10 protein-coding genes and 2 pseudogenes are annotated in these 12,269 nt (G+C 68.0%); 5 read left to right on the top strand and 7 right to left on the bottom strand.

Annotation, left to right across the window (positions count from 1 at the left end; translation table 11 throughout):
• Nucleotides 1-22 precede the first annotated feature (22 nt).
• Nucleotides 23-2,089: an AfsR/SARP family transcriptional regulator gene (locus OG710_RS12635; RefSeq protein ID WP_330239418.1), complete on the bottom strand. Its 2,067-nt coding sequence runs from the start codon at nt 2,087-2,089 to the stop codon at nt 23-25.
• A 632-nt stretch (nt 2,090-2,721) separates the two neighbouring features.
• Here OG710_RS12635 and OG710_RS12630 point away from each other — a divergent pair.
• Entirely contained in the window at nt 2,722-3,729 is a 1,008-nt protein-coding gene (locus OG710_RS12630) for a helix-turn-helix transcriptional regulator (protein WP_330239417.1), read from the top strand.
• Between the two features lie 60 nt (nt 3,730-3,789).
• Here the strand turns inward: OG710_RS12630 and OG710_RS12625 are convergent, their stop codons facing one another.
• Nucleotides 3,790-4,155, bottom strand: a complete 366-nt coding sequence (locus OG710_RS12625) for a hypothetical protein (protein WP_443064246.1) — start codon at nt 4,153-4,155, stop codon at nt 3,790-3,792.
• Between the two features lie 320 nt (nt 4,156-4,475).
• Here OG710_RS12625 and OG710_RS12620 point away from each other — a divergent pair, with 320 nt between their 5' ends.
• The 4 genes and pseudogenes from OG710_RS12620 (at nt 4,476) to OG710_RS12605 (ending at nt 7,393) form a co-directional block, all read left to right on the top strand.
• Nucleotides 4,476-4,796, top strand: a complete 321-nt coding sequence (locus OG710_RS12620) for a lysine transporter LysE (protein WP_330239416.1) — start codon at nt 4,476-4,478, stop codon at nt 4,794-4,796.
• Between the two features lie 112 nt (nt 4,797-4,908).
• A pseudogene (locus tag OG710_RS12615) lies at nt 4,909-5,121 on the top strand (FAD-dependent oxidoreductase); the annotation flags it as partial.
• 185 nt (nt 5,122-5,306) lie between these two features.
• Nucleotides 5,307-6,683 carry an AAA family ATPase gene (locus OG710_RS12610; protein WP_330239415.1) on the top strand — a complete coding sequence of 459 codons (1,377 nt, stop codon included), beginning with the start codon at nt 5,307-5,309 and terminating at the stop codon, nt 6,681-6,683.
• A gap of 158 nt (nt 6,684-6,841) precedes the next feature.
• Nucleotides 6,842-7,393: an HNH endonuclease gene (locus OG710_RS12605; protein ID WP_330242230.1), complete on the top strand. Its 552-nt coding sequence runs from the start codon at nt 6,842-6,844 to the stop codon at nt 7,391-7,393.
• A 62-nt stretch (nt 7,394-7,455) separates the two neighbouring features.
• Here OG710_RS12605 and OG710_RS12600 read toward each other — a convergent pair.
• The 5 genes and pseudogenes from OG710_RS12600 to OG710_RS12580 all read right to left on the bottom strand — a co-directional run bounded on the left by OG710_RS12600 (nt 7,456) and on the right by OG710_RS12580 (nt 12,263).
• A pseudogene (locus OG710_RS12600) lies at nt 7,456-8,176 on the bottom strand (transposase family protein).
• A gap of 530 nt (nt 8,177-8,706) precedes the next feature.
• Nucleotides 8,707-9,300 (bottom strand): histidine phosphatase family protein, encoded by a 594-nt coding sequence (locus tag OG710_RS12595; RefSeq protein ID WP_330239414.1) that lies wholly within the window; start codon nt 9,298-9,300, stop codon nt 8,707-8,709.
• Complete coding sequence (locus OG710_RS12590; protein WP_330239413.1) at nt 9,293-10,042, bottom strand: SDR family NAD(P)-dependent oxidoreductase; 750 nt, start codon at nt 10,040-10,042, stop codon at nt 9,293-9,295. The genes OG710_RS12595 and OG710_RS12590 overlap by 8 nt, the downstream gene beginning before the upstream one ends.
• Nucleotides 10,027-11,163, bottom strand: coding sequence for a hypothetical protein (locus OG710_RS12585; protein WP_330239412.1), 1,137 nt, complete (start codon nt 11,161-11,163; stop codon nt 10,027-10,029). Before OG710_RS12585 ends, OG710_RS12590 begins: the two co-directional genes overlap by 16 nt.
• Nucleotides 11,160-12,263, bottom strand: a complete 1,104-nt coding sequence (locus tag OG710_RS12580; protein WP_330239411.1) for a glycosyltransferase family 9 protein — start codon at nt 12,261-12,263, stop codon at nt 11,160-11,162. The genes OG710_RS12585 and OG710_RS12580 overlap by 4 nt, the downstream gene beginning before the upstream one ends.
• Nucleotides 12,264-12,269 lie beyond the last annotated feature (6 nt).

Raw genomic sequence — 12,269 nt, 5'->3', positions numbered from 1 at the left:
CCCGCAGTGCGGTGACGGAAGGTCACCGCAAGGCGGTCGGGCAGGTACTGCCCGCCTGGGGTGTCTCCCCGCGCCGCGGTGGGCGCAGGAGGGCCGGGGCCGGCCGGACGGAGGTGGCGGTCGCGCGCCGGGCGTGCGCCCGCAGCAGCTCGTGCATCCGGAACACGCCGGGGTGCTCCTCCTCCAGGAGGCCCGCGTCGAGGAGCCGTTCCAGCACGTCCTCGGCCGGCTCCGGCGGGAGGTCGAGGACGGTGGCCGCCAGCTCCGCGGTGAGCGGCCCGCGCGTCGCCGCCCCGAGCCGCAGATGCGCCTCGGCCAGCACCGGAGGAAGCCGCCGCACCGCCTCGTCCAGGGTCAGCGGTACGGACATCCGGGGGTCGTCGGCCAGGCTGAGGCGGCCCGGCAGATCGCGTCCCAGCCAGTCCGCGCAGTCGGCCAGCTTGAGGCGGGGGCGGGTGAGGAGGCGGGCGGCGGCGATCCGCAGGGCGAGCGGGTGGTGCCCGCACACCGAGGCCATCAGCCGCGCGGCGGCCGGCTCGGCGGCGACGCGTTCCCGGCCCAGCACGGCGGTGAGCAGGTCGTACGCCTCCTCGGGGGCGAGCGCGCCGAGCCGGTGCACGGTGCCGCCGTGCGTGGCGACCAGGGCGGCGAGCCCCATCCGGCTGGTGATGATCGCGGCACCGCCCGCGTTGGCGGTGAGCAGCGGGCGCACCTGGTCCGGGTGGACGACGTCGTCGAGGATCAGCAGCGTGCGTCCGGGGCCGGGCTCCTCCGGGGCGGTGCCGCGGAGTTCGGCGGCGGCCTCCTCCGTCGGGCGCGGGGTGCCGTCGGGCCGGGTCAGCGGCAACAGGCGGCAGCCGCCCGGAAAGTGCCCTTCCACCAGGCGGGCCACGTGCAGGGCGAGCGCGGTCTTGCCGATGCCGGGCGCCCCGGAGAGCACGGCGACGGGGGAGCGGCCGGGGTCGGTGGGGGTGGTGGGGTTGGAGGGGCTAGTGAGGTCAGTGGGGCCGGTGAGGTTGGTGAGGTTGGTGAGGCCAGCGGGGCTGGCAGGGCCGGAGGGGCTGACGGGGCCGGCGGGGCCGGGCCGGGAGGCGGTGGCTCCGCTGCCGGTCAGCATGGTCAGGAGTTCGTCCACCTGGCTCCGGCGGCCGGTGAAGCCGGGCACTGAGGGAAGGGGCGCCGGGGTCGCGGCTGCGGTGCGGCGGCGTACGGGCGCGTTCTCGTTCCGGCCCGCGCCCGCGCCCGAATCCCGGTTCTCGGTCCGGGCGGCGGGCGGGAGCGCGGCGGGTGGTGCGGTGGCCGGCGCGGCCGGGGGGACGAGCGAGAGGGGGGCGTGTCCGGTGTCCGGGGCGCCGAGGTCGTCGCCCCGCAGGATCGCCAGTTCCAGGCGCTGGAGTCCGGGCCGGGGATCGACACCCAGCTCCTCGCGCAGATGCCGCTTGATCCTCCGGTACTCCGACAGCGCCTCCGCCTGCCGCCCGGTCCGGTAGAGAGCCAGCATCAGTTGCTCGGAAAACCGCTCGTGAGCCGGGTATACGCGCGTAACTTCCCAAAGATCGACGAGGGTTTCGCGGCAGCGGCCGTGTTCCAGCTCGATGTCGCAGACGCGTTCCAGGACCCGCAGCCGCTCCTCCGCCAGCCGGGGCACCTCGTCCCGGTGCAGCAGCCCGGAGGGCACATTGGCCAGCAGCGGCCCCTGCCAGAGGGCGAGGGCCGCCCGCAGGGTGTAGAGCTCGGAGTCCGCGCCGGCCGCCGCCGCACGGTCGACGAGCTGCCGGAAGTGGAGCAGGTCGAGGGTCTCGGCGTCGGCGTGGATGCGATAGCCGCCGGCGACGGCCACGACGGCCTGGTTCTCGATGCCGTACTTGGCGAAGATCCGGCGCAGCCGCAGTACGCAACTCTGGAGCGCGGCCTTGGCCGTGACGGGCTGTTCCTCGCCCCAGACGGCCTCCTGCAGGTGGTCGGTGGAGACCACGCGCCCCGGACGGATGAGCAGGGCGGCCAGTAGTGCGGTCGGCTTGGAGGGCGGAAGGACCACATGGTCCCGCCCATCGGTGATGCTCAGGGGCCCGAGCAGTTGGAACAGCACCGTCGTCCGCCTTCCCGTGCGCTCTCGGCGGCCCGTCGTCGGGCCGCCGCGTCGTCGTACCCGATTCGAATCGGAGGGCTACTGCCAGCCGAAGTCGTGCGGCAGATGACCCGGGCGTGGGTGTGCGGACGGGGCGCCGTGACCGGCGGGACCGCGCGGTACGTCGGAGGCGGAGGCTGAGGCGGAAGTGAAGGCGGAGGCGGACGCCGGGGCGGAGGCGGGAGCGGAGGTGGCGGCGTACGCGGGTTCCGCGAGGAGAACGCCGCCGCTCAGCGCCACGGACACGAGCGCGGTAACGGAGAACCGGTGGAGACGCGTCATGCGGTAGCCCTTCGAACCATCGGTGGGGAGTGTTCGACAGCACCGTGAGTTTTGTACGCGAGCGAGGCGATGGTGAAGGTGAGACCACTGGACCGATGAGGCCATGGCCCCTTCCGTCCAGCATTCGGACGCCCGGACGGCCCGCTCCCGCCCGGTCGGCGGGATGCCGTCTGCCGCCGCTCACCCTCTCGTGCCATGATTTTTACCGCAGCGTCAACGAGTTGCCGAAGAATACAATTCGGCACTTGAGGAATAAATCCGGCAGGTGGCCGGACCGACCGTGCCGACAGGGTTCCTGACGGGGAGGGACGATGCTCGACCCCTTGGGGCTGGACGCCACTTCCGAGGCCGTCTACCGGGCGCTGCTCGCCCAGCCCTACGCGTCCCTCGCCGAGCACCGAGCACAGTTGGAACTGACGCCGGATCAATTCGAGGACGCCTTACAGACATTGCTCGACCTCGCCCTGGTGCGGCCGGCCGCGAGCTCGGGCGGGCGCAGGCTGCACGTGGTCGATCCCCGGCTCGGCCTGGAAGCGCTGCTGGCCCGCCGCCGCGCCCGGCTCGCCGCCGAACGCCGGCGCCTGGCGGACGGCGAGGCGGCCGTGGCCGAACTCCTCTGCGACCTCCCCGCCACCCATCCGGCGATCGGCGAGTCCCCGGTGGTGCACCTGGACGGCGTGGACCATGTGCGCGACTACCTGACCCAGCTCCACGAGGAGGTGGAGGAGGAGATCCTGACCTTCGCGACGGGCGGCGCGCAGACGGAGGAGAACATGCACGCCTCCCGCCCGCTCAACCAGGAACTCCTGGAACGCGGGGTGCGGATGCGCACGGTCTACCTCTCCAGCATCCACAACCACCCGCCCACGGTGACCCATGTGACCTGGCTGGCCTCGCTCGGCGCCGAGGTCCGTACGACGCCCTCGCTCAGCACCCGCATGATCATCGCCGACCACCGCCTCGCCCTGGTCGCCCTGGACGACCAGGACTCCTCGCTCGGCGCACTCGTGGTGTCGGGCGGGGGCCTCATCGCGGCGCTGGAGGCCCTCTTCGAGCACGTCTGGTTGGACGCCGACCCCCTGGGCCCGTGCGAGAAGCCCGAGGAGCACGCCCTGAACCGCCAGCAGCACGAGACCCTGCGCCTGCTGGCCCGCGGCCACACGGACGAGGCCATAGCCAAGCGCCTGGGCGTCTCCCCCCGCACCGCCCGCCGCATAGCCAAGGGCCTACTGGGCCACCTGGACGCCCGCAGCCGCTTCCAGGCCGGAGTCCACGCCGCCCAACTCGGCTACCTCCCCCCAAACGGCCCCCGAACCTGACGACCCACCCGTCGAACGGCAGACCACGAACCGGGGAGACACCACGCCTTTCCCCCTTGATCAGGTCGCGAGTTCGGGGGCGACGACGGCTCGAAGGGCGGCCGTGGGCCGGGCGGTGCTGCGGCGGAGGCGCCCAACCATCCGTCCTGGCGACCAACGCGCGAGCCTCAACAGGGTTCGGGTCTTCCAGTGGAGCCCGAACCACTGGTCCTCCCGTTCATGGGCGTTGGAGGGTTCCGGCCAGTGCACGACCGGCAGGGGCGGCAGGCCCAGGCGCGGTGCTAGATCGATGTTCGCCTCGTCCTCCCAGGTGGTGGCCCAGACCAGCTCGCACGGCAGTGCCGCGAGAAGAGGCCCGAGACGCGGGTCGAGCCGCGCCAGGTGCGCATCTTGTCGCGGTGCCTGCCGGGCGGCGCTGCGGTCCATCGCCGAACGGCAGGAGAGACCCGTCGACGTCCAGGAACAACAGCGGGCGTTCCTTGCGCTCACTCATGCCGCAACCTTCCGCTCACGCTCGACCAGGACGCCGCGTCGGCGACCCGCGCGCACGCGGTCGTCGACAAGACCGGCCGCACGCTCTCCACTCATCAGGCAGCCGAACTGATCCGGGGGCTCTATGCCCTTGGGGAAGATGTGACCGGGTGCCGCAGTCGGCAACTCTTGCACCCCGGCAACCATTCCCGTTCAGCGGGGGTCCTCCATTCCGGGCCCCGCTCGGGGCCATCGGCGCATGAGGGAGGAGCGTCATGGGGGTCCGCAGGGCAGCGAAAGGCATCGGTGACTTCCTGGTCGAGACGCTGGGAGAGGCCGTCGCCGAGGTGATCCTCAGCCTGCTCGCCTGTGCCCTGCTCGGCGGCCTGGCTCTGATCGCCTACCTGAGCTGGTCCTTTAGCCCGCGCCTCACCATCGCGGGGGCTGGGCTGCTCAGCCTCTTCCTCGCCCACGGCGCCTGGCAGACCTTCCGCACCCCCGCGAAGGGGCGCCGTCGGGGCCTCGCCGCCCTAACCGCTGCCGGTTTCACCGTGACCGCTATGACGGCCCTCTTCCTGCTGCTCTATTCCACATGATGCAGCGATGTCGGCCCCGACGTGCACGACGCCGGGCTCGTTGTCGTCCGCCGCCTGATCGGAACCGGCCGACTCGTCGTGTACGCAGGGGCTCCGGTGCTGGAATAGCGCCATGGGTGACACGCTGTACGACACCGACCTCATCATCATCGGCGGCGGGCCCGCCGGGTGTGCTGCCGCGCGCATGGCTGCCAGCGTCGGCATGCGTTCGGTTCTGGTCGAGCCGGACCGGCTGTGCCGGAACTTGTACCGGATCTCGGCCTTGAACAACGTTCTCAGCGGCTACACAAGCGGCCCCGAGCTGGCCGAGGCGATCATCGCGGAGTACGGGTTGCGATTGCCGACTTCCGCTAAGGGGCTGGCTGCTCATTGAGGACGTAGGCCCGCACTGGTCGTGTATCCAGCGCGGCGCCGAAGCAGAGTCTTCCGCGCATTGTGCGAATCAGTACATGGCTCCCTTACACTTCCGAGAAGGTACCTAACCTGGAGGCTCGCATTTACATCTCAACAGTGCAAATCGATAATATCCGAGGATTCTCAGGGGAGAAAAAAGTCAACCTTGATTTCCAGAGGCCGGGTGGAAAGTATTCTGGGTGGACTGTAATTGCAGGTAGGAATGGATCTGGCAAAACCTCACTTTTGCAGTGCATCGCCCTGATGCTTGCTGGTCCAGCGGCCGCGCAAACGCTGGCCCCTAATCACGTCGCCTGGGGTTCGAAACCCAGAGAACAGAATTCCGGAAGTATCTCAGCTTCCTTCTTCTTGGATGCAGATGACCTAAAAAATATCAGCCTAGAGGGGGTGCCCGAAAAACCGGGCGTGCATGGCCGTGCGTCACTACTCCTCCCGCCGCCAAAAATTGTTTCCAGGTCTGGAAAGGTTGTTAGGCTCAGTTTTAGTAGCGATTGGGTGCAAGAAGTTCAATCTGCCGATGACGGGGATTTGGAAGGAGAAATTTTTCCAACTAAGAACTGGTTTGCTGCGGGTTACGGACCGTTTCGGAGGCTCTCATCAGATATTCCGGAGGCGCTAACAGGACCCGCAGACCTACACGATCCATCGGACGCAGTCTCAACGGCTGAAAGGTTCTCCACCCTATTTCACGAGGACGCCGCCTTGGGTGAGAGCGTTGCGTGGCTTGTGGGCGTTTATCTGCGCAGTCTTGAAAAGGAGCGTGGAGCCGCTAGACTGCTGAAATCTGTGCTGGAGCTACTTTCTGATGGGCTTCTCCCTGACGGCTATGAGGCTGTGAAGGTGACCTCATCGGGTCTTTGGGTAAGGTCTGCTGGCCAGACTTTCCCCCTTAGGGAGATGAGTGATGGCTACCGAACCGTCACTGCATTGGTGCTAGATATCGTGCGGCGCCTTCACGAGTTCTACGGAATTCTGAGGGCGAGGAGAGGTAAAGGTGGAATTGCGCTGCATGTTCCAGGAGTCGTTATGATCGATGAAATTGACGCCCACATGCATGTGAGTTGGCAGCAGAGAATCGGTGGATGGCTGACGACGCATTTCCCGAAAATTCAGTTCATCGTGACAACCCATAGTCCATACGTGTGTCAATCCGCTGACCCGGGGGGGCTGATTCGCCTACCAGGCTTCGGTGAAGATGTTGCCCCACACGTGGTAGACGAGCAGCTGCACAGGAGAATTGTCTACGGAAGCGGAGATGACGCGGCACTTTCGGCCCTATTCGGGCTGGACACACCGTATTCAAGTGAGGCGGAGAGGCTGCGTAAGCGGCTTGTCGAACTGGAAGGGAAAGTTTTCTCAGGATCTGCCAGCAAGGCCGAGGTGGCCAATTACAAGAGACTGAGTGAAACTTTGTCCAGCTCTCTGGAAGCTCGAGTGGATGAGGTATCTGGGCGCCTAGGGAGGCGGTCGTGATCCCTCTAATCAGGCCTGAGGTCCCCAGTAAATTAGAAAAGCGTCTGTTGGATAAGACTCAAGCATTGGCGAACGGAGTCGGAGGTACTGCTGCGGCTAGGGCCGCATGGAAATCCGCTCGGACGATTCGTAGGGACCTTAAAGCTCTGCTTTCGCCGATGGCTTCAGGTTTTTCCCGCTGTATGTATTGCGGTGATAGCCAAGGTACTGATATTGACCACTTTAAGCCCATAGTCGAGGATCCCCTTTCCGCCTTCGTTTGGACGAATCACTTGCTTGCTTGCTCACACTGCAATAGCAACGAAAAGAGGGATAGATATCCCTGTAGTGCTAGCGGTGAATGTCTCCTTGTGGATCCTTGCGCAGAGGACCCTTGGGATCACCTAGTTCTGACGCTCTCTACCGGCGAGTATGCTGGGGTTACGCCAAAGGGTTGGGCAACTATTGAGGTCTTTGGGCTCGGCAGGCCGGACCTGGAGCGAGGTAGAGCGAAGGCTTATGTTAGATGCAAATCGATGCTGCGAGACTGGGCAGTCCAGGAAAGGGAGGGAAGGAGTGAGGACGCGCGCGAGATAATCGAATCACTGACCGTGCAACCTTTTGCTGATGTTCTGTATGCAATGGTCAGAAGAGTGGATGATCCGGGAGCTCTCACCGTGTTCGGCAGGGACATCATTTATGCGCTGAAGAAAATTGAGGATGCAGCCTAGATGGTGCATTAATAGGGTCAGAGTGGCGGGTTGTTCGCTAGGTCAGAAACTTCTGGACTCTACTAAAGGATGAGAACGGCCTGGACGAGCGCGCTGATGCGGGTAGTGCTGCAGCGGAGCTTCCGTAGCAGTCGCCAGCCCTGCAGGGGGCCGTGGCCTGCTCGCCGAGGTAGCGAATCTTGACGTGCCGCGCTGCCACCGCTTGAGGCGACGGCCATGGAAGGGCGCTCGAACCGGGCAGTCGGCACTTGGTATGCCTTGCGTCCTGCACTCGAGTACGGCAGCGGCGAGAGCTTCGACGATTCCGTGAGTGCGGGCCGCTGTCAGGTCTCGGCGGAGCCGGGCAGTGCGGGCGAAGCCCACAGCAGGCGGCCGAACGGGTTGGTGAGAACCTGGACGTACATGCCGCGACGTTTGTGGTTGTCGGAGCAGCACGGGATGTCGGCGGTGATCCGGTCGATCGGCAGCAGGATGCCGTCGAGGATCACAAGGCCCGGCGGCTCGCTGTCCGCATGACCTGGGCCGGGCTGGGAGCGAGCGTGGCCAGGACTTCTATCACCTCGCGGACATAGCGGTAGGCCGTTGCAACCCCGATGCCGCACCCGGCGGCAAGCTGGGCGTAGGTGTGACCGCAGCGCAGATGCGCCAGAACCAGGAGGGCCTGGCGGCCGGCGTGATGCGCGGCCACCGGGTGCCGATCTCACGACGGAGCACAGCCAGGTGTCCGGCGAGGTTGCGCAGATGGCCACTGGACAGGTCGACCGCCGATGGGTGGACAAGCATGCGAAGCTCCTGGTCGGCACGGGTGATCATGGTCGTGAGCCCGTCCACCGGGAGCTTCACCGCTTCGCGCAACCCGCCACTACCGGCCCGCACCGTCAGGTGGGAAAGGGGTTCACTTGCTCGGACAGTTGCGCTTATCGTGTCCGTGGTAGTTGCACACGCTGCACCTCCCAGAGTTGGAAGGGACGGCACACGACCGCTTGTCGTGCCCTCCCTCGCCGCACCAAGAGCAGGTGCGGGTTCCGCTCGCGCTCATCTTTGTCCTCCAGATTGTCCGGGGCTAACTGCCGTCGTGTGGAGGAGTTTAACGCCGTGAGCCGGTTGGTTTGACGTTTTGTCAGACTTGTGGGCTCGTGACCTTCGGCGCTGGACGGTTGACTACGTGACACTTAACAGCCTTATAAGTGACTCCAATTGCCCCCCTGAGCGCTCCAACTCGGCTTAGATGAACGCAACGTGCAGAGGAGCCGCTGGGGGTGTAGGTGGCCTACGTCCAACAGGTGGTCGGCGGCGGGCGGACCGTAGGCCCTTCATCGTTCAGGTCTCTGAAGGTGCAACGCCGGGGACTGGAAGGCGGTGAAAAGGCGGCGTTCGGCGAAGCGCCAGGGGCCCTTCGCCGCGGTGACGAAGGCGGCGGGGCCTTCTGGGAGGTGCGTGAGGACGCCCAGGAAGAGGGTGTGGGAGACCGCCAGCAGGGGGCCGTGGCGTTGGGCAGCGTGGTGGAGGAAAGTGGCGCAGTGGCGGGCTCGGGTGTGGAGGTCGGTGAGGCTTTCGCCGTCTTCACAGCGTAGAGACGGATTGGCGAGGCGCCGGGCCCGCCAGGCGCGATAGGCGGGCGGGTAGGTCTCGGCGCTGCGGCCGAGGACGATGCTCGGGGCGCGCCACTCGGCGAGGAGGCCGGAGGTGGCCACGATCGGCAGGCCCGTGAGATGCGAGACGAGGGTGGCGGTCTGGCGGGCACGGGGAATCGGGCTGGTGACGATCGCGGTGATGCCCTCGGGGAGGGGGAGCGAGCGGCACACCTGGTCGCGGCCCTCCATGGTGAGAGCGGCCTCGTGTGGGGCGTGGTAGCCGGGGCGGTGGCCTTCGTAGGCGCCGTGGCGCATGAGCCAGATGTCAGCCAAGGATCCAGCCTCCGTCGACGCGCAGGGTCTGGCCGGTGATGAAACCGGCGTCCTCGGTGGCGAGGAAGGCGACGGCCGCGGCGACGTCTTCCGGCCGGCCCCGGCGTTGGACGCACTGGCGGGCGAGCTGGCGGACGGTCATGGCCTCTGGATCGTCGACGACTGCGTCTTCGGCGGGGACACGGATGGAGCCGGGAGCCACGCAGTTCGCGGTGACGCCGACTGGGCCGAGTTCGCGGGCGAGGGCGCGGGTGAGTCCTTCGAGGCCGGCTTTGGCACTGATGTAGCCGGCGAGCTCGTGGCGGCCCGCAGCGGCGAGCACGGAGCCGATCGTGATGACGCGGCCCCAGCCGGCGGCCGTCATGGCGGGGGTGAGTTCGTGGGCGAGGAGATAGTGGCTGGTCAGGTTGGTGGCCAGGGTGTCCTCCCAGTGGGTCGGTGTCGTCTCCGGCCACGATCGGCGCGGGTAGGCACCGGCGTTGCTGACCAGGATGTCCACCGGGCCCAGCGCCTCTTGGGCCCGACGGCACAGGGACCGTACGGCCTCGGCGTCTCGGAGGTCTGCCGAAAGGGAGATGCAAGAGGGGAGGGAGGTTGAGAGCTCTCCTGCTGTTCGGTTGTCGTCGAAGTGGGCGAGCGCGATGGTGGCGCCGTCGGCTGCGAGGCGGCGGGCGATGGCCGTGCCGAGGCCGCCGGTCGCTCCGGTGACCAGCGCGGTGCGGCCGTTCAGGGGGCCGGGCATGGAGACTCCAGGGGGCAGAAGTAGGTGGCGGGGTCGAAGGCGGGGCTCATCGCTTCGGCGAGCCGGGCGAGGAGGACGAGCCGGTCCGCTGGGGCCAGCTCGGCGAGGTTGTAGACGCCGAGGACGCGCATGGCCAGGTAGGGGCGGAGAAGGTTCGCCAGGTCCGCGCCGGGCCAGAGACGGTCGGCGACCGGCCGTACGAGCTGGTTCCAGTACGTGGTCACGGCGGCCCGCCGGGGCGCCGCGAGCCGTGGGGCGTAGTCGATGCGGATGGTGCTCGTGGTGTGCTCGATGTCCGCTCGTCGGAGCTCGGGGGTGTTCTCCGGGACGTGGGCGAACGTGGCGGGGTGATCGGCGAAGGCTGCTGGGTTGTACGTGGGCACGAGCCAGCCGCCGAGGGTGGAGGCGTACCAGAGGAAGTTGGCGAACTCGCCGGGGATGCTGTTCATGCCGGCGGTGTCGTAGTCGAACCAGGCGAGCGGGTGGGCGAGGTTGACGTCGGTGGGGTCGCCCTGGGTGAGGGCCGCCCAGACCGGCTCGGCCGCCGCGAAGTGGGCCCGAAGCCAGCGGAGGGTGGCAACCCAGTCCAAGTGGTGCCGACGACCGTTGACGTACAGGGTGTAGGTGCCGAGGCGGGAGACCGGGACGTCGATGAGGTCGTCGGCGATCGGGAAGTCCCTGCCGCCGTAGTACTCGTCGAGTCGGCCGCGGGGGGCCGCACGGTTCCAGTACAGCTTGCGTACCACGCGTGTCGGGTCGGTGGGCCTCGCCGTCGCGAGGATGGCCTCGCGGTACGCAGCCGTGAGCTGATCCATGTAGGCGTGGAGGTCGCCGCTCGCCTCGCTCGCGTTGAGGAGGTCGAGCAGGAGCCCGTGATCGGTGCCGCCGGGCAGACGCTCGTACGCGAAGAGCCGCCCGCCCGGCACACGCAGGTGGGCGTGGAGAGTAGGCACCCGGTAGTGCGGGGCCAGACGTGCGTGCCCGCGAACCTCGGCGCGGCTTTCCACCGGGTCGCGCGTGTACTTCAGGAGCAACGGGCGGCCGAGGAGGTCGACGGGACAGAGCAGGTTGCGGGTGAAGCGCCGCACCGGGCCGAGCCGCAGAGAGCTGCGGAAGGTCATGGCCGCACCCCGTTGAGCAGGTCGAGGCACACTCGGGCCAGTTCGGCGGGCGGGAAGGCGTCCATGTGAACGTCGACGTCTGGAGGGATGGCGTCTCGGACGGGGCAGAGGTCGCCCTGGTGCATGCGGTCGGACAGGTCGGTGGCGATGGCGTGGTGGCGGGGGAGCCCGGTGCGCCACTTGCTGTGGCTGTGGCGCGCGTACAAGCCGATGACGGGTCTCTCGGGACTGCGCGTCATGGCGGCGAGGTGGGTGAGGCCGGTGTCGTTGCCGACGATCAGGTCGCAGTGCGGGAAGAGATCGGCGAGCTGGTCGCCCGGCACCCCGTCCAGGTGGAGCACCTGAACGTGGCGTCGAGGGGCCTCCGCGCTGACGCGGAAGCCATCTTCCGCGCTGCCGCCGATGAGCAGCAGCCGGGCCTGTGCTTGCTGGGCCTCGGCGATGTGCTCGGCGAGGGCGATGTACCGCTGGGCGGTGTAGTCCTTGCGCTCCGGCCAGCTGGTGGCGGTGATGGCGGCGATGGTCAGGCCGCCCAGCCAGCCCACCGATCGCAGCTCCTCCACGAGATCATTCGGGCCGGTCGCGAGGGTCGGCGCGAAGGGAGCCGTGCCGGGGAGGCGGATACCGAGGCGGCGTTCCAGCGCCAGGTAGTGGCGGGCAGGCAGGTCCGGGTGGGCGCGGCCGTCGCTCGACCAGCAGGGCGGGGCAGCTGGATCGAGTAACAGGCTCACCACGGTTTCGGAGCCGTGCGCCTCGATCCCCGCGCGGTCTCCGATCACAGCGCGTCGACCGTGGGGCGTGGTGACTGGGGGTTGAGTGATCAGCCCGGTCCGGGCGATCAGCCCTGCGTACGGCCCCACCGCCCGGACGGAGGTGCGAACCGACCGCAGCCGCAGCCAGTCGAGCACCGCGCGGACCCCCGTAAGAGCGAGGAGGGTGTCTCCGAGCTTCCCCTCAAAGGCCACCACGACCTCGCCGCACCCGCTCAGTCGGTGGACGAGCTCGGCGGAGGCAGTCAGCGGGAGCGGCGCGCCGAGGGGGACGCTGCCACGGTCGTACCCCAGCGGGGTGGTGTGGACGGCCCCGGCGGGGACGACCACGGAACC

It is taken from the genome of Streptomyces sp. NBC_00525 (assembly GCF_036346595.1).
Classification (GTDB): domain Bacteria; phylum Actinomycetota; class Actinomycetes; order Streptomycetales; family Streptomycetaceae; genus Streptomyces.
Note: the sequence above shows the minus strand (reverse complement) of the source record. Positions and strands in the feature narration are given on the sequence as shown.

Coding starts and splice junctions, on each gene's coding strand:
- OG710_RS12630 (WP_330239417.1), top strand. CDS start 2,722: ATGCTCGACCCCTTGGGGCTGGACGCCACTTCCGAGGCCGTCTACCGG.
- OG710_RS12625 (WP_443064246.1), bottom strand. CDS start 4,155: ATGGACCGCAGCGCCGCCCGGCAGGCACCGCGACAAGATGCGCACCTG.
- OG710_RS12620 (WP_330239416.1), top strand. CDS start 4,476: ATGGGGGTCCGCAGGGCAGCGAAAGGCATCGGTGACTTCCTGGTCGAG.
- OG710_RS12605 (WP_330242230.1), top strand. CDS start 6,842: ATGGCTTCAGGTTTTTCCCGCTGTATGTATTGCGGTGATAGCCAAGGT.
- OG710_RS12590 (WP_330239413.1), bottom strand. CDS start 10,042: ATGCCCGGCCCCCTGAACGGCCGCACCGCGCTGGTCACCGGAGCGACC.
- OG710_RS12585 (WP_330239412.1), bottom strand. CDS start 11,163: ATGACCTTCCGCAGCTCTCTGCGGCTCGGCCCGGTGCGGCGCTTCACC.